Below are 26,142 nucleotides of genomic sequence, written 5' to 3'. Positions count from 1 at the left end.
CAGTAATTGAAAAGTGAGGTATAAAAGATGTATATTTTGAAAAATGCGTTTAAAAATATCTTTCAGAATGCTGGAAGAAATCTGATGATCGCAGTGATTTTCCTGCTGGTTATCACGATGAGCTGTGTTGCCATCATCGTGCGTGATAATACGGACACGATAGCAAAAAACTATAAAAGTCAACTCAGTACACAGGTATTTATTGAGGAGGATTATTGGAGAATTTCAAAAGAAATGGAGAATAACGATTCCTTCCTTACACCTGGCATATCCAATGAGACTGTCAGAAAAATGGCAAAGTCCAAATATATCAAAAAGGTTGAATATGCTGCTACCATGGAGGCTATTGCAGATGACTTGAAATATAAGCGGCCAATTGAAAAACGTTATACAGAAATGCAGCGTGCCGGAGAGCCGCTGGAACGGGCGCGTATTCCTTATTTATATATTAGCGGCTTTGACAATGTAAAAAATGCCAAAGTATTTCAAAATAGACAGGTACAGCTGATTGAAGGAAAATATCCGGAAGCAGCAAATGATGCTTTGATATCAGATGAATTAGCAAAGATGAATGACTTAAAGGTCGGTGATAGTTTTCAGGCAAAGGATATTCATGATAAGAATTTAAATGGAAAAACATTGCAAGAAATGACGTATAAAATTAGTGGTATTTATCACAATGATGATACCAATGCCTATGCTGAGGTATTTACCAAAACAGACAATCTCATCAATGAGGAATATGCGTATAAGCCTCTTTTACAGGGAACCTTCTTCCTTTCCAATCCAAAGGATCTGGAAGCATTCAAAAAAGATGCCATGCAGGCAGGACTTTCGGATTATTATAATGTAAAAACGGATGATATCGCCTACCATGCATTTATTAAGCCGATTGAACAAATGACAGGTATTGCGAATATTTTCCTTGTGGTAGTACTGGTTCTGGGGACAACGATCTTACTACTCTTATCCATGCTGGCAATCCGGGAGAGAAAATATGAAATCGGTGTTCTGCGTGCAATGGGTATGAAAAAGAGCAGTATCGTATTGCAGATGCTTTTGGAATCCCTGATGATAATGGTCGTATGTCTAATCTTAGGTCTTGTAATTGGAAGTTTGATTGCACAGCCGGTTACCGATATGATGCTTGCGAATAAACTCGCATCACAGTCAGGTGGAAATATTATGAATACCGGAAATACGGTTATGGGTGGTCTTGCCACGGATAATGCACCGATTACACATATCAATGCAGTATTAAGTGCAGCAACGATTGCACAGCTGAGTGCTATTGCGGTTCTGCTAGTTGTCCTGGCAAGTGCGGTCAGCTCATTCTATGCGATGAAATTTGAACCGATGCGTATACTGCGCGAACGTAATTAAGGAGGATCTATATGTCTATTTTATCTGTACAGCATGTAAGCTACATATATGAAAATACGAAACAGCCGGTACTGAAGGATATCAGCGTTGATTTTGAAATGGGGAAATTGTACAGCATCATAGGGAAATCAGGATCAGGGAAAACAACCTTTCTCTCATTACTTTCCGGACTGGATGCATGTACGGAAGGAGAAATTCTGTATGATGGAAAGGATTTGAGTGAAATCAACCGTGATTTTTATCGGGCAAGGGACATCGGAGTGATTTTCCAGGGGTATAATCTTCTGTTAAACAAAACAGCTTATGAAAATATTGAATTATCTATGGCAATCAGTAAAGCTGAGCATCAAGGAGATAAAGCCTATATTCTAAATTTGTTGAAAAGTGTGGGTATCAATGAGGACACCGCATATCGAAAGGTACTGAAATTATCAGGAGGAGAACAGCAGCGTGTCGGAATTGCCCGTGCCTTATCTCATGACCCTGCTATTATTCTGGCGGATGAACCTAGCGGTAATCTGGATCATGAAACTGAAAATGAAATCATCAGAATTCTAGCTGATTTGGCGCATGAGCAAAATAAATGTGTTATCATTGTGACACATTCAAGAAAAATCACAAAGAAAGCCGATGAGGTATTTGGTATGAATAAGGGAACGCTTATGTATGCCGGCTGATAATACTTCAGACGGTAAAAATTAGAGAAATTTACAAACAAAAAGAATAGCATATCATTAGATCAGACAGCATTGTATACATGGTGCTGTCTTTTCTTATTTAAGGACTGCAGGGAATTATACACATTAAATCAGGAGCTCTTAAGGAGCTGCTTCTGTACATCCTCATATGGTAACATTTTCTTGAACAGAATATGTAAACGACGGTTTATGATTTAGCTGCTTATGTAGAAAAAAAGAAAACTGACTGTGATCCGGTTCAATGCTGTCTGTTCAATAACAATACAGAAGCAGATGTGAGGGACAGGTTTTCAGTTTCCTTTGTAATTAGGAAAAGATATAGCTTTATGGACAATCTAAGACCGTTAATTATATCATTGTACAGTACCCAGTAAATTTCCATCGGCATCATAAAAGCTGCTGATTTCCTCCTGGGACAGTGAAATCGGTGTCATTTCACCATCATAAAAGCTGCTGATATCGTAGCCGTTTTTTTCGATATCCTCATAGATCGTGCGGAATTGTTTATTATCATATGCCCGCTGATGCTGAATTTTGAAGGTGTCTGTGATGGCATCACCATTTGCTTTTGATACCAAGGCCTGATTGTTGTATATCAATTTTATGATATCCGCCTGCTTTTGTTCCTGCTGTCGATGTAGCAGTGCATTTGCGGCACCTGCACACAGGAATACAGCCAGAATACACAGTATGCATTTTTTCTTGCTCATACGATTACCTCCTATATATGCTAATTCTATATAGATTACAGTGAGATTGCAAGACTTGCTTGCCTGTATCAGTAGTATGGTTGGGTTTTTTGTATCATGAGGTGGGAGCAGCTTTCTCTTTTCTATGCACAGACATCATTTTCCTATACCATCGAATAACCTTTAACGGTTATTTTCGCACTTGTTCAGAACAGAACGTTGACGTCAATAGGCGTTTGTGATACTCTTTACTTACAAAGAAAACGTTTACAGAAAAGAGGGCATATATGAAGAAAATCGTAGACGATCCCCGTCTGATTTATAAATGCTGTTATCTTTACTATGTGGATGGGATGGGACAGCGTGAAATTTGTGATACAGTTGGTATATCCAGAGCGACCGTATCCCGTTTACTGCGTGCCGGAAAGGAAACCGGGGTTGTAAAGATAGAGCTGGAGAATCCGGACAGTGTATTGTATGGAGAACTGGAGCGCAGGGTGGAACAGCTGCTTGGCTTGAAGGAGGTTCTCATTGTGGATGAGATTGAACTGGAAAGCAAGGCAGACCATATGCAGCGCGTGAATGAGGAAGCACTTTTGTACCTGTCACGCATTATTAACAAGGGGGATACGATTGGTGTTTCGATGGGGAAAACATTGAGCAGCATCGTAAATGTAAAGAAAAGTGTGGATGAGGTGGATTGTACCTTTGTGCCAGTTGTCGGAGGTGTCGGCTCACCATATCAGATGGAGGAGGGATATCATTCCAATGATATCGCAAAGGGGTTCGCAAAGAAATTTCACGGAAAAGCGATGCAGTTTTTTGCCCCGGCTATGTTTGATGACCCTCATGTAATGCAGGGATTCCTGAAGGAAAAGCCGGTCCGGGAGGTGGTGTCCGTGTTTAAAAAACTAAAAACTGTCGTGATGGGAATCGGAACGACGACCTCCAGTGAACCGACCCTTGTAAAATGTGGATATCTTACCAGAGAGGATTATGAAGCCTTCAAACAGCAGGGGGCGGTTGGGGATGTTCTTTTGAAATATGTGGATGCGAATGGAAACAGTGATGCATTTCGTTCCTTTAATGACAGGGTTATGGGGCTTTCAGATGAAAAGCTATTAAAGGTGAAAAACCGTGTCGGAGTAGCAGTTGGTGCAGATAAGGGGGAGGCTGTATTAGGTGTTATACGTGCGGGAAAGGTGAATATCCTCATAACGGATATCAGTTGTATCCGCTCCATGATGGCACTGTTAAAGGAAGAGCTGTGATGATTGTCACACAGAGGAATACGAATGGAAGTATTCACTGATCTGACACAGGGCTTTTTGTCCATGTTTGAAACCGGGGGAAGTATCCTTTTAGGCTGGATAACCAATATGATTCCCATGGTAATCTGCCTGATGACAGCAGTAAATGCAGTCGTAAAGCTGGTTGGCGAAAAGCGTGTAGAGCGTATAACGAAAGCAGCCACACGCTGGCGTATTACACGGTATACTGTATTGCCGCTGATGGCAGTATTATTTCTTGGAAATCCGCTCTGCTTTACCTTCGGAAAATTTTTAGATGAGAAATACAAAGCGGCATACTATGATGCGTGTGTGAGCGTTCTGCATCCGGTTACCGGATTATTTCCGCATGCGAATGCATCGGAGCTGTTCGTTTATATGGGAATTGCGGCAGGTATCAGTGAACAGAAGCTGCCGTTGGGAAATCTTGCAATCCGCTATTTCATGGCAGGGCTTGTTGTCATGGTGGTCCGCGGAATTGTCAGTGAGCAGCTGTTTATGTATTTCAGGAACAAAGCTTCATTTGCTGGAAACGTACAGGAATCTGTTTGTACAAGTGAGGAAGCAGGTAAGGAACACACATATCAGAGTGTACGAGTACATCGCGGAGCCAGCGGCTGGGGCGGCCCTTTGTTGCTGCAGCCGGATAAAAAGAAGCATATCATTTTATGTGTGACGGGAGGAGGAATCCATCCGTTGGCCAAGGCACTTGCGGCAGCCTGTCATTGTGATGCGGTTGACGGCTTCCATGGCAGTTGTCCGGAGGATGAAATATTGGCAGCCGTTATAGATTGCGGAGGTACTGCTCGATGCGGCATATATCCAAAAAAGGGGATTTTGACTATCAATGTTCTTGCTACAGGGAAAAGCGGGCCACTGGCAAAATTCATGCGTGAGGAAACCTATGTATCCGATGTAACCGAAGAACAGATTGAACTTGTACAGGAAGCAGTGATAAAGACAGAAGAAAAAAGAGAGGAAGCAAAAGAGCAGGTGGATTCATCCATTAAGGAAACAAATCCTTTGCTGCGAGTTGGACTCAGTATGAGCAAGGTGGTAAGTACCTGCTATGCCGCAGGTAAGGAATCTATAGATACAGCTTTGCGCAATATTTTGCCCTTCATGGCATTTACTGCCACATTGCTAGGTATCATTCAGGTTAGCGGTCTGGGAGCCTTTATTGCACATGCGATTGCCCCTCTTTGTGCGACACTTCCGGGAATGCTCGTGATTTCTGTAATATGCTCGCTGCCGTTTCTATCACCCGTTCTGGGACCCGGTGCAGTGATAGCACAGGTGGTAGGAGCATTGCTTGGTACACAGATTGCACTGGGAAATATCCCTGTACAGTATGCACTTCCGGCGTTGTTTGCTATCAATGCGCAGGTTGGCTGTGATTTCATTCCGGTTGGCTTGTCCTTATGTCAGGCAAAGCCTAAAACCGTGGAAACGGGTGTACCTGCTGTTTTATATAGTCGCATGATAACAGGGCCGCTTGCGGTACTGATTGCCTATATGTTCAGTATTGGCATGTATTAAAAAGGAGAGAATAGTATGAAGTATGATACGTTGATTACCGGGTGGGGAGAGTGTGCATTGGAATTTCTTAATGAGGATTGTAACTTTTTGATTATTTTCAATGATACTGCACCGCAGGAGCTGGCAGATATATCTGTTCTGCACACGGCTGCAGAAATAACAAAGGAGCCTGCTGTTGGAGATACGCTTTATTTATGTGACACAAAATATACCATTACAGCAATCGGATCTGAGGCTTTGCATACCTTAAAGGAGCTGGGACACTGCTGCTTGTCCTTCGCCGGTGCAGATACGGCGCTACGCCCTGGAAATATTGAACTGAAGGGGCCGCAATTCACAGAGGAGCTGCTAAGGGTTGGAGGAAGGCTGCAGATTTTATAGTAGTATGTTGTTTCTGCTTTTGTATGAAGGCTTCCTTCAAAAAGAGCTTATAGTATGGATGAGAAAAGGAAAACCGGCAGAGAATAAAGCTTCTGCTGGTTTTTTGATATAGGTCTGTTATTTAAACGTAGCGTATAACATAAAACAATTACCCGCCAGGGTATTAACGTCTTTCTTTATCATATATGAAAACTATATCTTCTGTTCTTCTATTCCCTGATAAGGGATGTGCTTACCTGCACATGGCCTGTATGGAAAGCAGAGTGTCACATACATCCTCCCTATGCAGGCACAGCGTATGTCCGGCATAGAAACGGCTTACCGGCAGTCTCAGATACAGCTTTAGGGTATTCTCATACTCTGTCAACAGATCAGGATCTGCCTGAACAAGCGGTTTTTCCAGATTATCTCCCACAAATAACAGCTTTTGTTTCCTGTCATAGATACTGATACCGTCTATGGTATGTCCTGGTGTATACAACAAAACAAGAGAATTACCTAGGGCATACTGCATACCGTCAAAGCAGTGATTGGGCAGAACCAGCTCCTGCTTTCCCTTGAAGAACTGTCGCTGTTCCTGCAGCTCCTCAATCCCATGCGTTAGTATCATATCCCTGCATAACCGGTGTGCATATATAGGGCTATCCTGGAAGCTGTAATTTCCCCAGATGTGATCAAAGTGATAATGTGTATTGATAACCGTAAAGTTACTGTTTGGATAATCCATCCGTATTTGCTCCATATATGCAGAGCCGCAGAAGGTATCGATAATATATACTGTACGACCTCTTGTAATCGTATAAACATAGGTTGTGTACGGTGTCAGCTCCATAAATTCATAAGCGGTTACGGCTTCTGTAATCTGCAGTTTTTTCATAAGCTCCTCCTGATGCGTCTTATATTAGGAAAGCCGGCTGTGTGATAAGAGCAGCCGGCTTCATTTAATTGTTTTGTTCCTCATGTAACAGATGAATCTGCTTCAAATCGCGCTGTGTTGTGACCTTTATGTTGTCATAGCTGCCTTCCACAACTCTAATTTTTGCATTGGAAAACAGCTCTATAAGCATGGCATCATCACTTGCGATAATTTCAGGATGTTTTTTTGCCTCCTCATGACATTTACGAATCAGCTCCGTGCGGAATGCCTGCGGGGTCTGTGCACTCATATAATTGGAACGCTCCGGAGTATGTACCACATAACCGTCCTTTACTTCCTTAATCGTATCTATCAGCGGTACCATCAGCAGGGCGGCATCCTCTGTTTGCAATGCATCCTTTACTGCCTGCAAATGCTTTTCTGTCAGAAACGGGCGTACTCCGTCATGAATCATAACAAACTCTGTTTCTACCTCCTGCAGACCGAGATATCCGCTTTCCTGTCTGGTTGCTCCTCCAGGGACATAGACGACCTTCTCGCTGTGAATGACTTTTTCAAACTCCTCCTGTTCTATCGGAGAGATCGACATAATGATTTTCGCACAATCCGCATCCTCCTCAAAAGGCTTCAGCGTCTGTGTGATGATCGGGGCATTTCCGATTTTGTAAAATACCTTGTTATAGGTCAGGCCGGTTCTCGTTCCTTTTCCGGCCGCTACGATAATTACACTATAGTTCATGGAAACATCATATCATATCTGGGAAAAAAGTAAATAAAAGACAGCTATAGAAGCCCGGAAATCGTACGCTGAAATTTTTTCCACAGAGCAAGCATCCATAACAGCGCTGTGAAAAAGGAGGGAAACAGGAAGAATAGATTGCTTTCCGCAACAGCTTTTCCCAGCCAGAAGGAAGGAAAGAGGGAAAGCAGATATTGTATCGCATCATGCAGAAACCATGGAGCGGCAGAGGCCAGTATGAAAAGGGAGGAAAGCTTTGTAATTGCCATTCCTTCCAGCTTATTGGAAGAACATGAAATCGTAAGCATTGCCGAAATCAGACCCTGAAGAGCTCCTGTTATTGCATATAGCAGAATTTCAAGAAATGATAATTTGCTCAGTGCAGCATAGGGCAGCAGGATGCAGGTATAGATACAGGCAACAATGGCAGGCAGCAGCAATCTGGAGGCCAAATATCCACGGCGCTGTAGCGGTGTAATCATAAGATAGCCGGCGGTATGCTCATCGCGCTCCTCCAGCAAAATCATAGCGGCTGCAAAGCAGAACATCGCCGGAGCAAGCATACAGAAAAAGATATTCAGAAGCGGGTAAAATGGGACAATTACAGCGGGCTGTTGCAGCATATCACATAGAAATAGCTCCAATGCAGGAATCAGAAAGCGATAGCATAGCATGCCAAGAAGCGGAGCGAACAGAACGACCAGCAGCATCATATCGCGATGGATAAACCGTAACAGATGCAAAAAGCTAAGATATATCGCTTTCATAGTTTTGCCCCCTCTTCCTTTTTCCACATGGCTTCCAGACTTCGCCTGGCAGCAACAAATAAGAGAAGCAATACAGCAAAAGCAAGGATGATACCGAAAGCAGATATCGGCTTGTTTAAAATTAAATCCATACAGACAGAAGTTGGAAACAGGGAAAGACTGTTTTGCATATAGCCTAAGAGATAGGCAAGCAGAGGGATATAACAGATACTTTCCAATGGCACACTGAGCAATAGAAACTGATTCAGGCTTTTTATGTGCGAGGCTGCAATGATACCGAGCAGAGTAAACATAAAGGAGGCCAGTAATGTCCCGGCTAAAACCGGAAGCAGTAAACTATGGGAGAACAACGCCAGAACAGCCGCAACCAGCAGGGAAATCAGTCCAAAGGAAGCAAGCTTTCCACATATATATTCATTTGGTGAAACAGGAGAAACAGCAAGTGCCTGATGAATACGCTGATTTCGTTCAAATAACATCATAGCCCCCATGAAAAACAGTCCCATGGTGGCAGGATCAAAAAAGATAGCGAAGGCTGCGACGATGTGATTCCAGGCTGCTGGTACAGCAGATAACAGAAGGATATAAAAGATTGTTAGAATAGTATACAAGGCATAAAAGCCATGGCGCAGCTGTAGACGTATATCTTCCCGTATCAATGCAGAAATTCTCATACCAGCGTCCTCCCGGTGATATCCAGAAAAATATCATTCAGTGTTGGTTCACTGCTGTGTATGGACAGCAGCCGGTTATTGGCTATCAGCTGCTGCAGCTTTATGTCGGTGGACAATGCATCCATAGGGCATACCGCCTGTTGTTCTCCGTTTTCCTCCCATGTATATGTGATTCGCCCTGCACCCCTGGACATGATAAGATTATGCGGTGTATCCAGTGCACAGATATGCCCGTTCACAATAAACGCAACTCGATCGCATAATTCTGTGGCATCCTCCATATTGTGTGTGGTGAGTAGAATTGTTTTTCCCTTACGTTTTTCTGTCAGAATGCGATCCTTCATCAGTCTGCTGTTTGCCGGATCCAGTCCGCTTGTAGGCTCATCCAGGCAGAGCAGAGCAGGATCATGCAGCAATGCCTTAATGAAATTGCAGCGGGATTTCATTCCCTTAGAGTAGCTGGAAATTTTCTTGTCACCATCCTGCAAAAGACCGACAGAATCCAAAAGCTCATCAATATCACAGGTGTGGTTTTTATAAAGAGAGGCAAAAAAGTTCAGGTTTTCTCTGGCACTGAGCTTCTCATACAATGTGGAAAATTCAAAATCCACACCGATGGATTCATAAAATTCTTTGTTGTGCTTTCGGCATTCTACCCCGTTTACCCGCACAGAGCCGCTGTAGCCTGGAAGCAGGCCTATAAGAATCTTCTGTAAGGTACTTTTTCCGGCACCACTGGGACCCAGAAAGCCGAAAATCTCACCACGGTGTACATGAAAATTCATATCTTCAATAAATGCTTCCTTTGTGTACCGAAAGCTCAGATGCTCTACGTTAATCATATAATATCCTCCTTTTTTACTAATTGACTATAGTAGTTTGAATAGTCAAAACAGATGCTAACGATATCCGGCAAAACGCCGGATCAGGGTAATATCTGTAATACCAGACCGCGAATCAATAGCTTTAATGCTTCATCATAATGCTCACTTCCGATTTCCTTTTCATGAAGAGTTGCCATATAAATGGCACGAAAGGCGGCGCTTAATGATTGCGGATTGTGATTTTTTAAAGGAAAGCGTTTTAGTAGCTGTTCAATCATATCAGTGTCATGCCCCATGTGCTGTGCCAGTATTTCCGCAGGGAGCTTACGCGCCAGCAGTTCAACTTCCCTGGGATTCAACAGAATCGGCAGCTTCTCCGCCATTTTGTAAAATTGAAACAGCATCGTAGTCAGCGCTTCACAATCCATATGCTTTGGATCAAGCCTGCTGATTTTCTGCATCATAGTCTTTTCCATCTGGTCATGCTGTTCTAGAATGACCTCAAACAGCAAAAGCTCCTTTGTTTTATAGAAAAGATAAAACGTTCCTTTGGGAATATTGACACGCTGTACCAGCTCATCCACCGTAGTTTTACGAACACCGTATTGCATCAGACAGGAAGCTGCCTCCTCCTTCAGGCGTTTGCGAATGTAATCACGTTCCTGTGGAGAGTAGCATTTCGGCATAGTATCACCTCTTTTTGACTGTTTTTGTTAATATAGTCATTATAGGCGGTTTCTAATGATTCGTCAAGAAGAAGCCTGAAGGAAGATTTCAAAAGGCTGTTAAAGAGACTATCACAATAGAAGGTCAAAGGTTTATTTTGGATGTGAATATGTTAAAAACCAGAAGCAGCAGCTTCCGGCATTTCATTTGCAATGGCTGTAATTGCCATGATAGGAACATGATGAAGGCTCAGGGCTGAAAATCAATAAGTATCAAATTTATTTCAGTGTTTGCATGATTCGTCTTTGATAAAGCGTTTATTAAGAATCGTTCTGAAACCCTCAGGATGTGTACATGCGTAAAACTACGCACATCAGTAAATCTTTATCTTACTACAAACAGAAATCAATACATACAGTGTCCCTGTTGATTTCACTTTTGTATAACTATTCGGTATACCTTCATTTAATATAGGTGTATGCAGTTAGTATAGATTTAGCTCGTATGAATTTAATTAGTATAGATAGCATAGATTTATCTAATGTAGATTTATTTGATATACATCTCTTTGTACATCGTTCTTTGTAAACATTTTTTGTAAACCTTTTTTTGTAAAACTTTATTATGCATAGCATCTATCAGGGAATAAAAACAAAATAGATATGATAAACAGGGGACATTTATTCGAAAAAGAATACGCAGATAGCCCTTATTATCGCATATATAGAAGAAATAACGCGTGTGATAACAGATGCTTTTTGATATTGACATAATGCCTAGAATACTTTGCATGGATTCGCTACTGTTTCATAATTTCTCCCGGTATGTGCGTAATCGGATCCAGTGTAACTGTTTTTACACCGGCATCCTGAATCGCCAGCAATTCCTCCTCATCCGCAAGATGATCGGTAATCAGATAGTCAAAGGATTGAATCATTCCACTGATAAAGCTGTGATTGGTACCGATTTTCGTATGGTCTGCCAGAATGAAGGTTTCTCCGATACAGCGCGTAATCATCACCTCATTGATCGCAACCTCCTGCAGAATCGCCGTTGTCATACCGCTTGCCACACTGAATCCGCTGCAGCCAAGAAATGCCTTTGTCGCAGATACCTTGTTCAGATTGTTCAAGGCGAAATCACCAACCATGCTTTCCTTCGGAATACGCAGCTCCCCGCCGCTCAGACAGATGCTGACCATGGGATCATGATCCATAAAAATCGCTTTGCCGTTATTGGTGATAACCGTAACGCGCTTATTTTTTATATATTTAAGAACAAGCAGTGCTGTTGAGCTGGTATTGATAAAAATCGTATCGCCATCCTTTACATACTGTGCGGCATACTTTGCGATCGCATGCTTGTACTGCTCGTTGGACAGCTTTGGATCATCATTATCCACAAAATGCTGAATCAGCTTGGCACCACCGTAATAGCGTTCTACAGCCCCCATTTCCTCCCAATACTGCAAATCCCGGCGTATGGTCAGCGGAGATACCTGAAGCTCCTCCGCCAGCTCATCCACCGCCGCCTTTCCCTGACTTTGAATTTTCTGCATGATCTTGTTGCGTCGTGCATCCACGACCGCCTTATTCATTTTCATATCGCATCCCCTGTTTCATTTATAAACGATGGAAGCATGCACTCGCCTCCCGGCTGCTGGAAAGCTGTTTCCCTGTTTCCATAGCCTTTGTAAACATTATAACTGCATTTTCCTTATCATTCAATTCTTTGTATACTTTTCCAAATTCCGTATAATATTGCGCCAGCTCCCGGTTATTCATATTTCTGGTATCGATCTGCTTAAACATCGCCAGACTCTTTTTATACTCCTTCATGCTATACAAATAGATCGCTTCGATAAACTCCCAGTTATATAAGGGAGAGACCTTATTTCCCTTTACCTTGGCATCCTTCAGCTGCATGACCTTTGGATACCACGCTTTCACCTTACTGCGGTTCCCCAGCTTATAATAAGAATAGAAATACGTGAAATTCCGGATCAGAAGATAATCGAGAGAGGAACGAAAGGCTTTTTCATTATCTTCCAGCAGTGCTATGCATTCCTGCGGCTTTCCGATATCCTGATAATACAGGGTATCGAAAATCAACTGCGTTGTTCGGTAGCTTTTCATGAAATCACGTTTTTTTAATATGTTATAATAGTGTTTCGCAAGACCTGCATCACAATCCATATTCAGCGCACGTATCATTTTCTGATATAGCATACGCAGATATTCGGCCCATAGTGCCACACCCATAAAAACGATCAGAAGTATGCCATAGCAAATCCTTCCTTCCATGCTTGGCTCCTGTATCAGCTTATATACGGTATATACGGTAAAAAAAATATAAATGATAAATGTGATGATACGGCGAGTGGTATCACTGAATGTGAGTCTTGATAATCCCTTTTTCATATGTCTGCACCTCTTTTACATGCACATTATATGTCTTTTATGAATCATTGTCAATCATATAATTCATAAAATAATTCGTTTAAATGTAGTTATACGAATTGTAATCGCACACATTTTTAAAATCAATCATATATTTTATGAATTGTTCATAAAAAGCTATTGCTAATTGTTCATGGAATGTTTATCATATGGGTGTACAAAAACAAGCGGCGCGCTCAACAAGAAACTGGAGGAATATGCAATGAGTCAAGTAGATGAAATTACCAGAGAGTCCTGGATTCTGGGAGCCTTTCCTGAATGGGGAACCTGGCTGAACGAGGAAATCGACGAGGAAATCGTTGAAAAGGGTACCTTCGCCATGTGGTGGATCGGTTGTACCGGGTTATGGATCAAGACCGAAAACAATACAAATATTTCCATTGATTTATGGTTTGGAAACGGGAAGCGGACAAAGAAAACTAAAGAGATGGCGAAATTCCATCAGATGCGCAATATGACAGGCGGAAGAATGACCCAGCCCAATCTGCGCGCAGCACCGATCGTATACGATCCCTTCGCAGTAACACAGGTGGATGCCGTATTATCCACGCATTATCATAACGATCACATCGATCCGTTCTATGCATCGGCGGTTCTGAAAAACTGCGATGCTGAGGTACCGTTTATCGGTCCTTTGAAAAGTGTGGAAAAGTGGCTGAGCTACGGTGTTCCAAAAGAACGCTGCCAGGTGGTGAAGCCGGGGGATGTGGTGAAAATTAAGGATACGGAAATCATTGTCGTAGACAGCTTCGATCGTACCTGTCTGGTCACAAATGATGAGGATGTACGCGGAAAGTGTCCTACCGATATGGATGAAAAGGCAGTCAACTATATCATCAAGACACCGGCAGGTAGCGTTTACCACAGCGGAGATTCTCATTACTCCACATATTATGCAAAGCATGGTAAGGACTATGATATTGATGTTGCCCTTGGCTCCTATGGTGAAAATCCGGCTGGAAATCAGGATAAAATGACAAGTGTGGATATCCTGCGTATGGCGGAAGCGCTGAATTGCAAGGTTGTGATTCCGTTCCATTATGATGTGTGGACGAACTTCAAGGCAGACCCGCAGGAAATCAATATGCTGTATGAATATAAGAAGGATGTTCTGGATTACAAATTCCATCCGTTTATCTGGGATGTCGGTGGAAAATATGTATGGCCTACCGATCAGAACAAGCGTCAGTTTCATTACCGCAGGGGCTTTGAGGATTGCTTTACGGATGAACCGAATGTTCCATTCCGCTCTATTTTATAGGAGGAAAAGGGTATGCTGAAGGAAATTATTGAGAAAGGCTACTATTCCTTTGAACAGCGCTTTGATAACTGGCAGGATGCGATCCGTGCCAGCTATCGGCCGCTGTTGGAAAACGGGATAGTAGAGGATATCTATGTGCAGGCGGTTATAGACTGTGTGAACACATACGGCCCTTATATCGTTATTGTTCCGGATATCGCAATGCCGCATTCCACAGAAGGAGCGAAGGGCTGTAACGGTACCGCTATCTCCTTCATGAAGGTGGAGAAGCCGGTGGACTTTGATCCAACCGATCCGGACAAGAAGGCAAGACTGTTTTTCTCCCTAGCCGCTGTTGATCATGAACAGCATCTGCAAAACATCCAGCAGCTTATGGATGCATTGATGAACGAGGAGCTTGTCAATGCATTGCTGAAAGCGCATACAGCAGAGGAGCTGAGACAGGCGGCACAGGAATACGAAGCTTAAACCAATATAAAGAGAGGGAAAACTTTATGGACTTTTTAATGAGTATCTGGAGTTTCTTCGCGACCAATATTCTGACACAGCCGGCATATTTTATCGGTGTCATGGTACTTGTCGGATATCTGCTGCTGAAGAAACCATTATATGAAGCATTCGCCGGTTTTATCAAAGCAACAGTCGGTTATATGATTTTGGCAGTCGGTTCCGGAGGACTGGTCAACAACTTCCGTCCGATTCTGGTTGGGCTGAAGGACCGATTCAATCTGGATGCGATGGTCATTGATCCGTATTTTGGACAAAATGCAGTTACAGCGGGACTTGGGGAACGCTTTGGCAGAACCTTTTCACAGGTTATGCTGCTGCTGTTGATTGCATTTATCATGAATTTACTGCTCGTTCGTTTGAAAAAATGGACAAAAATGCGCGCTGTATTTACAACAGGACATGTACAGATGCAGCAGGCATCTACTGCATTCTGGCTGATTCTCTTCTGCTTTCCAAAGCTGGGAGATACACCAATTCTGATTATCATGGGTCTGATTCTGGGCTTATACTGGGCCGTTGGTTCCAACCTAACCGTAGAAATCACGCAGGAGCTGACCGAGGGTGGAGGCTTTGCCATCGCTCATCAGCAGATGTTCGGTATTGCCATCTTTGCGAAGCTGGCAGATAAGCTGAAGGGAAAATCCACAAAGCGTCTGGATGATCTGAAATTCCCGGGCTTCCTGTCCATCTTCAATGAAAACATGGTCGCAACCTCTATTCTGATGTTCCTATTCTTCGGAGCGATTCTGCTTGTACTGGGTAAGGATTATCTGGTAAGCATGGAATTTATGAAGGCGGCAGATAATTTCTTCTTCTATATTATGACCACATCCTTAAATTTCGCAGTTTATCTGGCAATCCTGCAGCTGGGCGTGCGTACCTTCGTTACCGAGCTGACAAATTCCTTCCAGGGTATTTCCAATACCTTCCTGCCTGGTGCTGTTCCGGGTATCGATTGTGCAGCGGTGTTTGGCTTTGGAAGCGCCAACGCAGTAACGGTAGGCTTTCTGATGGGAGCACTCGGGCAGTTCCTTGCCATCATGATTCTGCTGCTGATGAAGAGTCCGACGCTTGTTATTGCAGGATTTGTGCCTGTTTTCTTCGATAATGCAGTAATTGCTATTTATGCGGATAACCGCGGCGGTATCAAGGCAGCTATGCTGTTCCCGTTCCTTTCTGGACTGATTCAGGTTTTCGGTTCAGCACTGATTGCCGGAGGTGTCGGTCTTGCGGCATACGGCGGTTATCTGGGAATGTTTGACTGGGCAACCGTATGGCCGTTATTCACCGTCATCATGAAATTCCTTGGATATTTCGGTGTTGCCATCGTCGTATTGATTCTGCTTGCGATTCCACAGCTTCAATACCGCAAGCATCCGGATACGTATTTCCTGATTACTGAGGATTATGACGAATATCTGGAAAAAATGAAAGAAAAAGAAGCGCAAAAGGCGTAAAATAGAATTGAACTAATCATAAAGGAGAGATAATAATGGCTGGAAAACTGAAACTGCTGGTCTGCTGTGGAAATGGGGCAGGCACAAGTATGATGATTAAGCTGAACGTGGAAAAGGTAACGAAAAAAATGGGTCTGGATATCCAGGAAATTCGTCACTGTGCGGTGTCAGAAGGAAAATCTGCCGCAGGCCAGTATGACATCGTGCTGTGCTCCAAGAACTTTGTAAGTATGTTTGCGGATGCGGAAAAACGGGGGACTAAAATCGTTGGTTTGAAAAATGTAATGTCCGCAAAAGAGATTGAAGATGGGCTGGCAGCCGCTATAAATAAGTAAAAAAGATAAAGCTGCCCCGTGCAGCTTTTCTTATACAAAAAAATCATAAAATTAACGGAAAATCGTTTAAAAAAACGTAGAAACGAGGTATTGTGCGTATGAAAATTACAAAGAAAAAGCTGGATGATATCAAACGCTGCTATTGTGCCAGCAGCATTCATATGGCAGGCGAACATCACATCCTGTATGCCAGTGAGGATCCTGATGTGCTGTGTGAGATGTTTTCCGGCAGGGAGTTTGAGAAGAAGGAAACAATATGGAAAGAGGCAGGCGGCTGTATGTCCATCATTCTCATTCCGGGGAAAGAAGGAGAATTTCTGGCTGTTCAGGAATTTTATCTGAAGGTATCTCCCTCTCGTTCCAAAATCGTCTGGGGAAAATATACAGAGAACGGCTTTGTGATCAGGGATGTGCTCTCCATGCCCTATATCCACCGCTTTGACATCTATCATAAAAACGGTGTGAATTATTTTATCGGTGCCACTATCGCTACCTCAAAGAAGAATAAGGAGGATTGGAGTGTACCGGGACGTATTTATGTCGGTGAGCTTCCCGATGATTTGAATGAAGGAATTCGGGTGGAAATCCTGCTGGATGGATTATATCGCAATCATGGCTATTACCGTGGTGTGGATGGCTGCTGCGGGTATTTTGGAAGTGATCAGGGAATCGTAAAGGTGACACCACCGGATCACCTGCATGGACAATGGCATACAGAATTCCTTATGAGCGGTCATATTGGAGAGATTGCAGTGCTTGATATCGATGGAGACGGCGATGAGGAAATCATGACAATCGAGCCGTTTCATGGTACGGAAATTCATATCTATAAGAAAATAGCCGGGGCATATCAGCGCGTGTATACGTATGCGCATGAGATTGAATTTGCGCACACCCTGGTGGGTGGGACCTTGCGTGGAGTACCAAGCTTTCTAGCAGGCGTACGCCGTAAGAATGCAGAGCTGTTTTGTGTGCAGTATATAGACGGAAAATTTGTGACAACACAAATCGATCAGGGGGCAGGCCCGGCGAATCTGTGTCTGGTGAATGAAGAAAACCGCGATTTGATCGTAGCGGCAAATCATACAGCGAATGAAGCTGCGGTCTATATCGTAGAGGATTAGGAGGGACAGTATGCTGGAAGAATTGAAGCAGCGTGTGCTGGAGGCAAATTTATTATTGCCGAAATACGGACTGATTACGTTTACCTGGGGAAATGTTTCGGGTATTGACCGGGAACAGGGGTTCATCGCCATTAAGCCAAGCGGTGTGGAATATGACCATATGACGGCAACGGATATCGTTTTATGCGATCTGGATGGAAACGTCGTGGAAGGGAAGCTGAAGCCAAGCAGCGATCTCATGACGCATATTGAATTTTACAAGAGCTTTCCAGGCATCGGCGGGGCAGTGCATACACACTCCCGCTGGGCAACTGCCTTTGCACAGGCTGGAAAAGCGATTCCTGCTTTGGGAACGACACAGGCAGATTATTTCTATGGAGATATTCCCTGTACCAGGCTGATGAGTGAAGCAGAAATTCATGGGGATTATGAGCTGGAAACCGGCCGTGTTATCGTAGAAACCTTCACAAAGGAAAATTTGAATCCAGATAGCATGCCGGGCGTACTTGTACACAGTCATGGGCCTTTCGCATGGGGTAAGGATCCCTTTGAAGCAGTGCATAATGCGGTCGTGATGGAGGAATGTGCAGCGATGGCGTTTGTGAGTGTGATGCTGCAAAATGGCAGTGTACAGCCAATGCAGCAGATTTTGCTGGATAAGCATTTCAAACGGAAGCACGGCCCGAATGCCTATTACGGGCAGGGTAAGGCAGCATGAAAGCATATGAGCTTGGACAGTATGAAAAGTCCATGCCGAATGATCTGACCTGGAAAGAAAAGCTGCAGTTGTGCAGGGAATTCGGCTTTGATTATCTGGAGATGAGTGTAGATGAGAGCGAGGAAAAGCTGGCACGCTTATCCTACACACAGGCTGAGCGTAAAGATATTCTTCGTGCAATGGAGGAAACCGAGGTACGTATTCATTCCATGTGTCTGAGCGGACACCGCAAATATCCGCTGGGACATCCGGATGCGGAAATACAGAACAAAGCACTTCGCATCATGGAGGATGCTATACAGCTTGCGGACGATTTGGGTATCCGGATCATTCAGCTTGCGGGCTATGATGTTTATTATGAGCAAGGCAGCGAAGAAACACAGCAGAATTTTTTGCGGAATCTGTTGCGCTGTGTAGAGCTGGCAGCGAAAAAGGGAATCCTGCTGGGCTTTGAAACAATGGAAACACCGTTTATGGATACGGTGGAAAAGAGTATGCGCTATGTAAGGCAGGTGTGCTCTCCCTATCTCGGGGTATATCCGGATATGGGAAATCTGAAAAATGCAAGCCTGTTGTACGGGAAGAATGTTAACGAAGATATCAAAACCGGTAAAGGTCATATTGTGGCGGCTCATCTGAAGGAAACCATACCGGGACATTATCGGGAAATTCCGTTTGGCAGCGGTCATACGGAATTTGTGGAGAATATAAAGGAATTGAAGCAGCAGGGTGTGCGGATGTTCGTAGGGGAATTCTGGTACACCGGTAACTCAGATTGGAAAACGGTATGCCATAATGCTTCCACGTTTTTGCGGGATAAGCTGGATCAGGTTTTCGTATGAGTGATTTCCGCGATATCCGACTGATTGTTGCGGATTTGGATGGAACACTGCTGGATGATCACAAAGAACTGGATGCCGGGATTTTTGAGGTGATCCGTAAGCTGCAGGAACGACATATCATGTTTACGCTGGCAAGCGGACGCAATGTTCATATCATGAAGCCGTATCTGAAGCAGTTGTCCCTGCGGCTTCCCTTTATTGCGAATAATGGCGCTAATATGTTTAAAGAAGAAGCCTGTATCTATGAGAAAAGCATGGAGCCTAAGGAGCTGGAATTTGTGTTTCAGGTGCTGGAGAAACAAAATATTCCATGTATTGCATATACAAGGGATATCGTTTTTACAACCTCACTGCAGGATACGCGATTGCAGCTTTTCCTGGAGCGGCTGCGTGGGAAAACAATGATTCAGCAGGCTGCCGGCAGGGAGGATATGCTAGGACATGCCATATTCAAGGTGGTTATGATCGCAAAGGATTCTGACAAGATGGAGGCTGTTTTACACAGGATCAATCTGCATTGTAAAGCACTGCATGCCGTTCGCAGTGAGGATGATGTGTATACAATTACACATGTGGATGCGACCAAGGGAAAAACGCTGATACGATTGATGGAGGAATTGCACGTGTCTGCAAAGCAAACACTTGTTTTCGGTGATAATTTCAATGATGCAACGATGTTTGCGGCTGCCGGAATCAGCGTGTGTATGGAAAACGGTCAGCAGAAGGTGAAGGAAAAGGCTGATTATATCGCAAAGGCAAATACGGCGCAGGGGGTCAGCCGGTTTTTGAAGGAGCATATTTTATCCGATATTGAAGGAAGGTACCAATGATACCGGGAGTCTGCAAAAAAGCGGACTCCTTTTTTTGGTGAAAAAGAAAACCACCAGTTCCACTGGTGGAACAAAAAAACTTAAGATTTAAAAAAAGTAATGAAAAAAAATAAAACTCCTTATTAAAATAAAAGAAGGTCTACCAAACCACTTTTAAATAATAAGGAGGTCCCAAAATGGACATACATAGTTTATCACACAGTAAAGTACAGTTTACAAGGGACTACACAGGGTAACGGTCTGACGGGAGGGGTTCCGCCCGTCAGATTTTCCATGTGATGTTCAAGCTGTCGCTTGTAGCGGCTATGGTGGTAATCATCAAATCCACCACCCGCCGCTTGTCGTCAAAGGATACATTGTCCCATGTGTCGAGGTAGCCGGAAATCTGGCTGACCTGTTCTGGGCTAATGGCTTCCACCGTCAGTTCCGCTATCCTCGCCAGAAGTTCCTGCTTGCGCCCGTCCAGTTCTGCTATCTTCACATTCACATAGGAGAGCAGGACATTGTTTGCACCCGTCAGACTGTCCACCAGTTTTTCAATCTCGCCGTCCACATGGGCAAGTTCCACTTGCAGGGCGGCAATTTTAGGGTTTGCCTTTGCCGCTTTCTTTCTGCCTGTCAGCGTCTTGTAGCTTGCCAGTTTCTTTACCATCTGCTGATAAACAACCGCTTCCAGTTCCGAAGTAATGATTTTCCCGCACCCCGGACAACTCTTGTTATCCAGCCGTTTCGTACAGCGAAGGTATTGCTTGCCGGAGGGATTGAAGATACTCATAAGGGCATACCCGCAGTTCCCGCACTTGATTTTTCCCGCCAGCCATGTGTGGGTGGCTTTCCGGGCAGACTGGATTTTCATGTTGTTCATCAGCTTCTTACGGCAGGTCAGCCAGATGTCGGAGGGAACAATGCCCTCATGGGGAGCCAGTACCAGCATTTGGTCTTTCAAGTCGTTCTTTTTGCTGGGCTTCACATCCCGCCCTTGATACAGATAGCAGCCGTTCATGCCTGTAAAATCGGCAGCGTCATTGACAATGATTGTCCCTTGACTTTTGAAAAATTCGTACACATCAAGGTCTGCCTGCACATAGACAGGATTGCGTAACATCTGCGCTAGCGTGGGGCGTATCAGCTCTTTGCCATGGAACAAAATCCCCTGTTCCGCAAAGTACCGGGTAATGTCCCCGTAGGAGGTTGTGGGCTGGGCATACATCTCAAACATCAGCCGGATATTTGCTGCTTCGTCCGGGTTTACCACCAGCTTCTTTGTGTTGATACCGTCCATCTTAATCGGCTCTGTATGGAAGCCGTAAGGGGCTTTCCCGCCCATCTTGAAGCCCCGCTGACTGCGGGAGTAGTAAGCGTCCGTCACCCGCTTCTGTATCGTTTCCCGTTCAAGCTGGGCGAACACGATACAGATATTCAGCATAGCCCGCCCCATCGGGGTGGAGGTGTCAAACTTCTCCGTAGAGGACACAAACTCCACTTCGTACTTTTGGAAGAAGTCCATCATCTTCGCAAAGTCGAGAATGGAACGGCTGATGCGGTCGAGCTTGTAAACCACCACTTTCCGCACAAGGCCGCTTTCAATATCCCGCATAAGCTGTTGGAATTGTGGACGCTCCGTATTTTTCCCGGAATACCCTTTGTCCTTGTACTCTTTGCAGTTCCCGCCTTTCAATTCGTATTTGCAAAACTCAATCTGGCTTTCAATGGAAATGCTGTCCTTTTTGTCTACCGATTGTCTTGCATAGATTGCGTCTATTCGATTGTTCATATTGTCGCTCCTTTTCTTAAAAAAGAAACGGAGCTGCTGACACCTTTATTATACCGCCAGCAGCCCCGCAAATCAATGATGGCTTCGGAAAACCTTATGCCCCGGCTTCCTCACTCTGCCGTTTGTCGGCATACTTGCGGAATACCTCATAAAGCTGCTGTTCCAGCTCCCGGCGTTTTGCCGCTTCCTGCTCCGGCGTGAACACCGGGGAGAGATTTTCCAGCGTGATTTCCTTTCCTTGAAAAGTCACGACTTCGGTTTCTTTCTTGTATCTGATATGCTCCATAGTACCTCCGTATTTAATTTTCAAAGTGCAGTGCCGCCATGCTGCGGCGTGAAATGTTTTCTGTCATCAATCACCTCTCCTTTGTGTGCTGCTGCTGCCGTTTCAGTTCTGCCAGCACCTCCGGCGGGATACGGTCTACCAGCCGCTGAATGTCTTTCAGCTCGCTTTCCAGCTTTGCCCGTTCCATCGTATCTTTCATCTTGCCTTTTTCACTGGCTTTTGCTCTGGCTTCCAACTGTTCATTTTCTGCTAAAAGGTCGTTTATTGTGACCTTGTATTTTTTGAGCTGACCGGAGAAATTCTCCATCTGCGGAAACCACTTTTTCAGCAGGGAGAGGGCTTCCTCTTTCTTCTTTCCGGCGTTGAACGGGGTAATACCGTCCAGCGTGGCTTCAATGGCTCTTGCCTGTTTGGAGAGATTGACCGCCTGCTTGAACAAACGGGTGGGGATATGCTTCCTGCCTGTCTTGCTGGCACTTTCCCCACGCTCCAAGTCGGGATATTTCTCCACCATATAGGCGTGAAAATCGTCCTGCCATTTTGTGAGGCTGGCTCTGTTCCCAATAATCTCCTTTGCACACAGGCGGTTGTCCTCTGTCAGCGGGACAAAGACCAAATGCAGGTGGGGCGTTTTCTCGTCCATGTGTACCACCGCCGACACGATATTTTCCCGGCCTACCCGCCCGATTAAGAAATCAGCCGCCCTCTGGAAAAATTCCTGTATCTCCTTTGGGGGCTTCTTCTTGAAAAACTCCGGGCTGGCGGTAATCAGCGTATCCACAAACCGGGTACTGTCCTTGCGGGTTCGGCACCCCGCCTGTTCAATCCGGCTCTGAATGAAGTGGTAGTAGCGTCCCTCCGGCTTGACGATATGGAAGTTGTATTTGCTCCGGCTGGTGTCAATGTCGGGGTTGCTGGCGTATTGCTCCTTTTGCCGTTCGTGGTGGGCTTCCAGCGGCCTTGCCGGGTTGCCCTTGTGTTTCTCAAACCGCAAAATTGCGTGTTGTGCCATTCTGCTCCTTTCCCCATTCCGTTCCTTTCCGGGACTCTTCCACAGGAAAATCCCGCCGGAAATAGCTCTGATAGGATTGGAATGGAATTGATATAAATAAATCTGTTAATCTCTGTATTTCTATCTTCCGTCCGGTTTTCGTACTTCAAGAGGATTGATTTTCGTACTTGTCAGGTACGCTTTTCAGCCCTCCGGCGTACCGGAACCGGATTTCTTGAAGTCAGTGTTTGAAACCGCTTCATAGGATTTTGGGTAGATACGGTTTGGTTTTCCACAGCCCTGTTTCTGTATCTCCACAAGCCCCGCATACTGTAATTCCCGCAAGGTGTTGACCGCCTTTTGCCGCCCACAGTGGAGCAGGGCGACCACCTCGCAGATTGGATAATACAGGTAAATGCGCCCGTACTCGTCCGCCCAGCCGTTCTTGCGGGATAACTCCGTCCGGCGCAAGATAAAGGCGTACAGTATCTTCGCTTCATTGGACAGGGGCGTAAATGTAGGGGCTTCAAAGAGAAAATTCGGGAGCCGGGTGAAGCTGACCGATTTCTCCGGTTGATGAATATAAATCGTGTTTGTCATAGTGTGCTTTGTGGACAGTTAGAACGGCATTTCCGGGGGCAGACGATATTTTATATGACCTGCCCCGGTTCTGCCCTCTGGAAGCCTTATAAATCAAGGCTTTTTTCCTGCCTAATTGTCCACACTCGACCTCCTTTTCCGTTCACTTTCCGCTTTCTGCCGCCTGTGAACTCTGGCGGCACAGTCGGGACAATATTTCGCCCGGTTGGACTTTGGGACGAACACTCTGCCGCAGACCGCACAGCGTTTTAGCTCCTTATCCCGGAAAATCTCTGCTTCCAGCGTCCCGATTTGCGGCAAGACCGACCAGCGGAACCACTTACAGCAGACCGAGAAAGAAATGGTCTGGGGGCAGGTGTGGGTGTCCCCATCGTCAAGGAGCATACAGTTCCCGTCCTCATAACAGCAGCACTCCCGGCGGATCAGGGTGTTTGCCTGTTTCCTCTGTGCCGGTGTCATGCGGTAAAGGGAACCGTCCTGCCTGCGTTCTATGGGCGGCAGTCGTTTATATGGGTTCTCTCTCATGTGTTCCCTCCATTTTTCCTTAGCCGTTCTCCCCGAAAAGGCTTCCTGCCCCATTCCTGCGGCGTGTTCCAGCGTTGGCACGCTCCCCGGACTTCGGGACATTTTGTCCCTAAGTGGCTCGTTGCGGTGCTTCCCCTGCCGGGGTATTCCTTTTCGGACGGTCATTCATTTTTTAAGGTGCAGCTCATCGATGAACTACCCTAAGTCTACACCTAAAAGACCGCCCGCCCCGTATATCCATAAGGTCGGAAATCACCCCGGAAAACTCTCTATTTCCACGCTCTCGGAATTGTGGTAAAATGGAAGAAACGGAACAGGAAATCGAAATTTGAAAGGAGAATTGTGATTATGATAGAGTTGGGTACATTCAAAAAAATATTGGAAGAAAATGAAGAACGTTTTCCATTACTAACGCTCGATGAATTTTTCAATGGAAATACAGAAGAGGACTCCATTGCTCCGAACCAATGGGAATTTGGGCGACCGACTCTTTCTGAAATATGGGATATGCTACAAAAGATTGAGTTAATGCCTAACATAGCGTGGGTGCGTGTTGCTCTGCACGATGATACAGAAATCGTAGAAAACAATGGGGCAGAAGAATTAGTTCTTGCAGGAGATTCAATCGTGATTTGCACAACCATTTTGCCTACGGAATTAGAAAAATTAGTAAATTGCGAATGGCTATGCTCTGACGGAGTAATTACAATAAAGGCATCTGAATTAAATATTTATTCGTGTGTACCACCAATTCCAGAAAACTTTAATTGTTTGGAAATCGTGTGGGACTAATCTACAACTTTCAGTTTATCAAGCAGACAAGGAGGGAGAGCATGGAACTTTCCATACAAGAACGATTGAAAGACCTGCGTGTGGAGCGTGGGCTGACGCTGGAACAGCTTGCGGAGCAGACGCACCTCTCCAAGTCTGCATTGGGCAGTTATGAAGCGGAGGATTTCAAGGACATCAGCCACTATGCCCTTATCAAGCTGGCGAAGTTTTACGGCGTGACCACTGATTATCTGCTGGGGCTGTCCCAAACAAAAAATCACTCAAACGCCGATCTTGCAGACCTGCGTTTGAGTGATGATATGATTGAACTATTGAAAAGCGGGCGGGTGGACAATTCCCTCTTGTGTGAGCTGGCGGCGCACCCGGATTTTCCTCGGCTCATGGCTGACCTTGAAATCTATGTGAACGGCGTGGCGGGAAAACAGGTGCAGAGCGCAAACGCCATTGTAGACGCTGTGAGCGCGACCATTATGAAGCAGCACAATCCCGGCTTGACCGACCCGCAGTTAAGACAGCTTATCGCCGCCCATATTGATGATGACAGCTTTTGCCGCTATGTGATACAGCAGGACATAAACAGCATAGCTCTTGACCTGCGGGAAGCCCACAGGGACGATTTTTTCAGCGTCCCGGAGGATACCCCGCTGAAAGGATTGTTGCAGGCCGCCGATGAAGTTGCCAGAGAGGACAGCGACCCGGAGCAAGCGTCGCTGGCGTTTATCTGCAAACGGCTTCGGCTGAATTATAAGAAGCTGTCCGAGGAAGAAAAGAAATGGCTTAAAAAGATTTCGGAGAAGTCCGACTTGCTGAAAAATCCGAACCCACAGCGAGGAAAAAGGGGGTAGTACATGGAGAATGTCGTTGCATACTTAAAAGACCACTGGCAGTATGTGGTGATTGCGGGCGGTGGGCTGACACTGTTGGGAGCAATTTTTAACTGGCGGTGGGTCACAAGCCCGGATGGAGAAAGACCAAACGGCCCCGGACGCTTTATCTATGACATATTCGGACAGGGCGGGTATCGTGTCTTTATGGGCGTTCTGGGCGTTGTAATTATTGCTTGTGGGATTTTCTTTCTTTTTGTGGGAAGATAAAGCAAAAGAACAAATCGA

30 protein-coding genes are annotated in these 26,142 nt (G+C 45.0%); 16 read left to right on the top strand and 14 right to left on the bottom strand.

Features of this window, described 5'->3' with window-relative positions:
• The first annotated feature begins 27 nt into the window (after window positions 1-27).
• Complete coding sequence (locus tag GKZ87_18805; GenBank protein QSI27397.1) at window positions 28-1,383, top strand: FtsX-like permease family protein; 1,356 nt, start codon at window positions 28-30, stop codon at window positions 1,381-1,383.
• 11 nt (window positions 1,384-1,394) lie between these two features.
• Window positions 1,395-2,060, top strand: coding sequence for an ATP-binding cassette domain-containing protein (locus GKZ87_18800; GenBank protein QSI27396.1), 666 nt, complete (start codon window positions 1,395-1,397; stop codon window positions 2,058-2,060).
• 374 nt (window positions 2,061-2,434) lie between these two features.
• Here GKZ87_18800 and GKZ87_18795 read toward each other — a convergent pair whose 3' ends face one another.
• Entirely contained in the window at window positions 2,435-2,791 is a 357-nt protein-coding gene (locus GKZ87_18795; protein QSI27395.1) for a hypothetical protein, read from the bottom strand.
• A gap of 266 nt (window positions 2,792-3,057) precedes the next feature.
• Here GKZ87_18795 and GKZ87_18790 point away from each other — a divergent pair, with 266 nt between their 5' ends.
• Genes GKZ87_18790 through GKZ87_18780 form a run of 3 tightly spaced genes read left to right on the top strand, consistent with a single transcriptional unit; the run spans window position 3,058 to window position 5,979 of the window.
• Window positions 3,058-4,041, top strand: coding sequence for a sugar-binding transcriptional regulator (locus tag GKZ87_18790; protein ID QSI27394.1), 984 nt, complete (start codon window positions 3,058-3,060; stop codon window positions 4,039-4,041).
• 24 nt (window positions 4,042-4,065) lie between these two features.
• Window positions 4,066-5,598, top strand: coding sequence for a PTS glucose transporter subunit IIA (locus GKZ87_18785; GenBank protein QSI27393.1), 1,533 nt, complete (start codon window positions 4,066-4,068; stop codon window positions 5,596-5,598).
• 15 nt (window positions 5,599-5,613) lie between these two features.
• The gene (locus GKZ87_18780; protein QSI27392.1) at window positions 5,614-5,979 is read left to right on the top strand and encodes a PTS sorbitol transporter subunit IIA; all 366 of its coding nucleotides are present in this window, start codon (window positions 5,614-5,616) and stop codon (window positions 5,977-5,979) included.
• A 232-nt stretch (window positions 5,980-6,211) separates the two neighbouring features.
• Here GKZ87_18780 and GKZ87_18775 read toward each other — a convergent pair whose 3' ends face one another.
• The 8 genes from GKZ87_18775 to GKZ87_18740 all read right to left on the bottom strand — a co-directional run bounded on the left by GKZ87_18775 (window position 6,212) and on the right by GKZ87_18740 (window position 12,946).
• The gene (locus tag GKZ87_18775; GenBank protein QSI27391.1) at window positions 6,212-6,856 is read right to left on the bottom strand and encodes an MBL fold metallo-hydrolase; all 645 of its coding nucleotides are present in this window, start codon (window positions 6,854-6,856) and stop codon (window positions 6,212-6,214) included.
• A gap of 64 nt (window positions 6,857-6,920) precedes the next feature.
• Window positions 6,921-7,595, bottom strand: coding sequence for a 2-C-methyl-D-erythritol 4-phosphate cytidylyltransferase (ispD, locus tag GKZ87_18770; GenBank protein ID QSI27390.1), 675 nt, complete (start codon window positions 7,593-7,595; stop codon window positions 6,921-6,923).
• A 44-nt stretch (window positions 7,596-7,639) separates the two neighbouring features.
• Entirely contained in the window at window positions 7,640-8,362 is a 723-nt protein-coding gene (locus GKZ87_18765) for an ABC transporter permease (protein ID QSI27389.1), read from the bottom strand.
• Window positions 8,359-9,036 (bottom strand): ABC transporter permease, encoded by a 678-nt coding sequence (locus GKZ87_18760; protein QSI27388.1) that lies wholly within the window; start codon window positions 9,034-9,036, stop codon window positions 8,359-8,361. Before GKZ87_18760 ends, GKZ87_18765 begins: the two co-directional genes overlap by 4 nt.
• Entirely contained in the window at window positions 9,033-9,878 is an 846-nt protein-coding gene (locus GKZ87_18755; GenBank protein QSI27387.1) for an ATP-binding cassette domain-containing protein, read from the bottom strand. Before GKZ87_18755 ends, GKZ87_18760 begins: the two co-directional genes overlap by 4 nt.
• Before the next feature lie 83 nt (window positions 9,879-9,961).
• Window positions 9,962-10,546 (bottom strand): TetR family transcriptional regulator, encoded by a 585-nt coding sequence (locus tag GKZ87_18750; protein ID QSI27386.1) that lies wholly within the window; start codon window positions 10,544-10,546, stop codon window positions 9,962-9,964.
• A 779-nt stretch (window positions 10,547-11,325) separates the two neighbouring features.
• Window positions 11,326-12,129, bottom strand: coding sequence for a DeoR family transcriptional regulator (locus tag GKZ87_18745; GenBank protein ID QSI27385.1), 804 nt, complete (start codon window positions 12,127-12,129; stop codon window positions 11,326-11,328).
• Window positions 12,130-12,148: 19 nt separating this feature from the next.
• The gene (locus GKZ87_18740; GenBank protein QSI27384.1) at window positions 12,149-12,946 is read right to left on the bottom strand and encodes a hypothetical protein; all 798 of its coding nucleotides are present in this window, start codon (window positions 12,944-12,946) and stop codon (window positions 12,149-12,151) included.
• 241 nt (window positions 12,947-13,187) lie between these two features.
• Here GKZ87_18740 and ulaG point away from each other — a divergent pair, with 241 nt between their 5' ends.
• The 8 genes from ulaG to GKZ87_18700 all read left to right on the top strand — a co-directional run bounded on the left by ulaG (window position 13,188) and on the right by GKZ87_18700 (window position 20,062).
• Window positions 13,188-14,246: an L-ascorbate 6-phosphate lactonase gene (ulaG, locus tag GKZ87_18735; protein QSI27383.1), complete on the top strand. Its 1,059-nt coding sequence runs from the start codon at window positions 13,188-13,190 to the stop codon at window positions 14,244-14,246.
• Between the two features lie 12 nt (window positions 14,247-14,258).
• On the top strand, window positions 14,259-14,714 hold the full coding sequence (locus GKZ87_18730) for a PTS sugar transporter subunit IIA (protein QSI27382.1): 456 nt from the start codon (window positions 14,259-14,261) through the stop codon (window positions 14,712-14,714).
• A gap of 26 nt (window positions 14,715-14,740) precedes the next feature.
• A complete protein-coding gene (locus tag GKZ87_18725; GenBank protein ID QSI27381.1) occupies window positions 14,741-16,213 on the top strand; it encodes a PTS ascorbate transporter subunit IIC in 1,473 nt (490 codons plus the stop codon).
• A gap of 35 nt (window positions 16,214-16,248) precedes the next feature.
• Window positions 16,249-16,548: a PTS ascorbate transporter subunit IIB gene (locus GKZ87_18720; protein QSI27380.1), complete on the top strand. Its 300-nt coding sequence runs from the start codon at window positions 16,249-16,251 to the stop codon at window positions 16,546-16,548.
• Window positions 16,549-16,646: 98 nt separating this feature from the next.
• The gene (locus GKZ87_18715) at window positions 16,647-17,672 is read left to right on the top strand and encodes a hypothetical protein (protein ID QSI27379.1); all 1,026 of its coding nucleotides are present in this window, start codon (window positions 16,647-16,649) and stop codon (window positions 17,670-17,672) included.
• Between the two features lie 10 nt (window positions 17,673-17,682).
• Window positions 17,683-18,390, top strand: coding sequence for an L-ribulose-5-phosphate 4-epimerase AraD (gene araD / locus GKZ87_18710; GenBank protein ID QSI27378.1), 708 nt, complete (start codon window positions 17,683-17,685; stop codon window positions 18,388-18,390).
• Window positions 18,387-19,232: an L-ribulose-5-phosphate 3-epimerase gene (locus tag GKZ87_18705; GenBank protein ID QSI27377.1), complete on the top strand. Its 846-nt coding sequence runs from the start codon at window positions 18,387-18,389 to the stop codon at window positions 19,230-19,232. Before araD ends, GKZ87_18705 begins: the two co-directional genes overlap by 4 nt.
• A complete protein-coding gene (locus GKZ87_18700) occupies window positions 19,229-20,062 on the top strand; it encodes a Cof-type HAD-IIB family hydrolase (GenBank protein QSI27376.1) in 834 nt (277 codons plus the stop codon). Before GKZ87_18705 ends, GKZ87_18700 begins: the two co-directional genes overlap by 4 nt.
• Before the next feature lie 262 nt (window positions 20,063-20,324).
• Here the strand turns inward: GKZ87_18700 and GKZ87_18695 are convergent, their stop codons facing one another.
• From GKZ87_18695 to GKZ87_18675, 5 genes are all read right to left on the bottom strand, one after another.
• Window positions 20,325-21,836 carry a recombinase family protein gene (locus GKZ87_18695; protein ID QSI27375.1) on the bottom strand — a complete coding sequence of 504 codons (1,512 nt, stop codon included), beginning with the start codon at window positions 21,834-21,836 and terminating at the stop codon, window positions 20,325-20,327.
• A 94-nt stretch (window positions 21,837-21,930) separates the two neighbouring features.
• Window positions 21,931-22,122, bottom strand: a complete 192-nt coding sequence (locus GKZ87_18690) for a hypothetical protein (GenBank protein ID QSI27374.1) — start codon at window positions 22,120-22,122, stop codon at window positions 21,931-21,933.
• Between the two features lie 70 nt (window positions 22,123-22,192).
• Window positions 22,193-23,134 carry a plasmid recombination protein gene (locus tag GKZ87_18685; protein ID QSI27373.1) on the bottom strand — a complete coding sequence of 314 codons (942 nt, stop codon included), beginning with the start codon at window positions 23,132-23,134 and terminating at the stop codon, window positions 22,193-22,195.
• A gap of 183 nt (window positions 23,135-23,317) precedes the next feature.
• Window positions 23,318-23,713, bottom strand: coding sequence for a replication initiator protein A (locus GKZ87_18680; protein ID QSI27372.1), 396 nt, complete (start codon window positions 23,711-23,713; stop codon window positions 23,318-23,320).
• Between the two features lie 111 nt (window positions 23,714-23,824).
• Window positions 23,825-24,238: a conjugal transfer protein gene (locus tag GKZ87_18675; protein QSI27371.1), complete on the bottom strand. Its 414-nt coding sequence runs from the start codon at window positions 24,236-24,238 to the stop codon at window positions 23,825-23,827.
• Between the two features lie 348 nt (window positions 24,239-24,586).
• Between GKZ87_18675 and GKZ87_18670 the strand changes: the two genes are divergently transcribed.
• From GKZ87_18670 to GKZ87_18660, 3 genes are read left to right on the top strand one after another with little or no spacing between them, the layout of a single operon-like run.
• The gene (locus GKZ87_18670) at window positions 24,587-25,030 is read left to right on the top strand and encodes a hypothetical protein (protein QSI27370.1); all 444 of its coding nucleotides are present in this window, start codon (window positions 24,587-24,589) and stop codon (window positions 25,028-25,030) included.
• Window positions 25,031-25,071: 41 nt separating this feature from the next.
• Window positions 25,072-25,875 carry a helix-turn-helix domain-containing protein gene (locus GKZ87_18665; GenBank protein QSI27369.1) on the top strand — a complete coding sequence of 268 codons (804 nt, stop codon included), beginning with the start codon at window positions 25,072-25,074 and terminating at the stop codon, window positions 25,873-25,875.
• Window positions 25,876-25,878: 3 nt separating this feature from the next.
• Window positions 25,879-26,124, top strand: coding sequence for a hypothetical protein (locus GKZ87_18660; GenBank protein ID QSI27368.1), 246 nt, complete (start codon window positions 25,879-25,881; stop codon window positions 26,122-26,124).
• Window positions 26,125-26,142: the final 18 nt, after the last annotated feature.

Source organism: Erysipelotrichaceae bacterium 66202529, assembly GCA_017161075.1.
Classification (GTDB): Bacteria; Bacillota_I; Bacilli_A; order Erysipelotrichales; family Erysipelotrichaceae; genus Clostridium_AQ.
This window is presented reverse-complemented; position numbering and strand designations above follow the sequence as displayed.

Bases quoted from the DNA above. Each gene is read 5' to 3' on its own strand.
- GKZ87_18805 (QSI27397.1), top strand. From the start codon at position 28: ATGTATATTTTGAAAAATGCGTTTAAAAATATCTTTCAGAATGCTGGA.
- GKZ87_18670 (QSI27370.1), top strand. From the start codon at position 24,587: ATGATAGAGTTGGGTACATTCAAAAAAATATTGGAAGAAAATGAAGAA.
- araD (QSI27378.1), top strand. From the start codon at position 17,683: ATGCTGGAAGAATTGAAGCAGCGTGTGCTGGAGGCAAATTTATTATTG.
- GKZ87_18795 (QSI27395.1), bottom strand. From the start codon at position 2,791: ATGAGCAAGAAAAAATGCATACTGTGTATTCTGGCTGTATTCCTGTGT.
- GKZ87_18685 (QSI27373.1), bottom strand. From the start codon at position 23,134: ATGGCACAACACGCAATTTTGCGGTTTGAGAAACACAAGGGCAACCCG.
- GKZ87_18785 (QSI27393.1), top strand. From the start codon at position 4,066: ATGGAAGTATTCACTGATCTGACACAGGGCTTTTTGTCCATGTTTGAA.
- GKZ87_18800 (QSI27396.1), top strand. From the start codon at position 1,395: ATGTCTATTTTATCTGTACAGCATGTAAGCTACATATATGAAAATACG.
- GKZ87_18750 (QSI27386.1), bottom strand. From the start codon at position 10,546: ATGCCGAAATGCTACTCTCCACAGGAACGTGATTACATTCGCAAACGC.
- GKZ87_18765 (QSI27389.1), bottom strand. From the start codon at position 8,362: ATGAAAGCGATATATCTTAGCTTTTTGCATCTGTTACGGTTTATCCAT.
- GKZ87_18700 (QSI27376.1), top strand. From the start codon at position 19,229: ATGAGTGATTTCCGCGATATCCGACTGATTGTTGCGGATTTGGATGGA.
- GKZ87_18675 (QSI27371.1), bottom strand. From the start codon at position 24,238: ATGAGAGAGAACCCATATAAACGACTGCCGCCCATAGAACGCAGGCAG.
- GKZ87_18755 (QSI27387.1), bottom strand. From the start codon at position 9,878: ATGATTAACGTAGAGCATCTGAGCTTTCGGTACACAAAGGAAGCATTT.
- GKZ87_18725 (QSI27381.1), top strand. From the start codon at position 14,741: ATGGACTTTTTAATGAGTATCTGGAGTTTCTTCGCGACCAATATTCTG.
- ispD (QSI27390.1), bottom strand. From the start codon at position 7,595: ATGAACTATAGTGTAATTATCGTAGCGGCCGGAAAAGGAACGAGAACC.
- GKZ87_18690 (QSI27374.1), bottom strand. From the start codon at position 22,122: ATGGAGCATATCAGATACAAGAAAGAAACCGAAGTCGTGACTTTTCAA.
- GKZ87_18730 (QSI27382.1), top strand. From the start codon at position 14,259: ATGCTGAAGGAAATTATTGAGAAAGGCTACTATTCCTTTGAACAGCGC.
- GKZ87_18740 (QSI27384.1), bottom strand. From the start codon at position 12,946: ATGAAAAAGGGATTATCAAGACTCACATTCAGTGATACCACTCGCCGT.
- GKZ87_18790 (QSI27394.1), top strand. From the start codon at position 3,058: ATGAAGAAAATCGTAGACGATCCCCGTCTGATTTATAAATGCTGTTAT.
- GKZ87_18775 (QSI27391.1), bottom strand. From the start codon at position 6,856: ATGAAAAAACTGCAGATTACAGAAGCCGTAACCGCTTATGAATTTATG.
- GKZ87_18720 (QSI27380.1), top strand. From the start codon at position 16,249: ATGGCTGGAAAACTGAAACTGCTGGTCTGCTGTGGAAATGGGGCAGGC.
- GKZ87_18665 (QSI27369.1), top strand. From the start codon at position 25,072: ATGGAACTTTCCATACAAGAACGATTGAAAGACCTGCGTGTGGAGCGT.
- GKZ87_18695 (QSI27375.1), bottom strand. From the start codon at position 21,836: ATGAACAATCGAATAGACGCAATCTATGCAAGACAATCGGTAGACAAA.
- GKZ87_18780 (QSI27392.1), top strand. From the start codon at position 5,614: ATGAAGTATGATACGTTGATTACCGGGTGGGGAGAGTGTGCATTGGAA.
- GKZ87_18745 (QSI27385.1), bottom strand. From the start codon at position 12,129: ATGAAAATGAATAAGGCGGTCGTGGATGCACGACGCAACAAGATCATG.
- GKZ87_18760 (QSI27388.1), bottom strand. From the start codon at position 9,036: ATGAGAATTTCTGCATTGATACGGGAAGATATACGTCTACAGCTGCGC.
- GKZ87_18705 (QSI27377.1), top strand. From the start codon at position 18,387: ATGAAAGCATATGAGCTTGGACAGTATGAAAAGTCCATGCCGAATGAT.
- GKZ87_18660 (QSI27368.1), top strand. From the start codon at position 25,879: ATGGAGAATGTCGTTGCATACTTAAAAGACCACTGGCAGTATGTGGTG.
- GKZ87_18715 (QSI27379.1), top strand. From the start codon at position 16,647: ATGAAAATTACAAAGAAAAAGCTGGATGATATCAAACGCTGCTATTGT.
- ulaG (QSI27383.1), top strand. From the start codon at position 13,188: ATGAGTCAAGTAGATGAAATTACCAGAGAGTCCTGGATTCTGGGAGCC.
- GKZ87_18680 (QSI27372.1), bottom strand. From the start codon at position 23,713: ATGACAAACACGATTTATATTCATCAACCGGAGAAATCGGTCAGCTTC.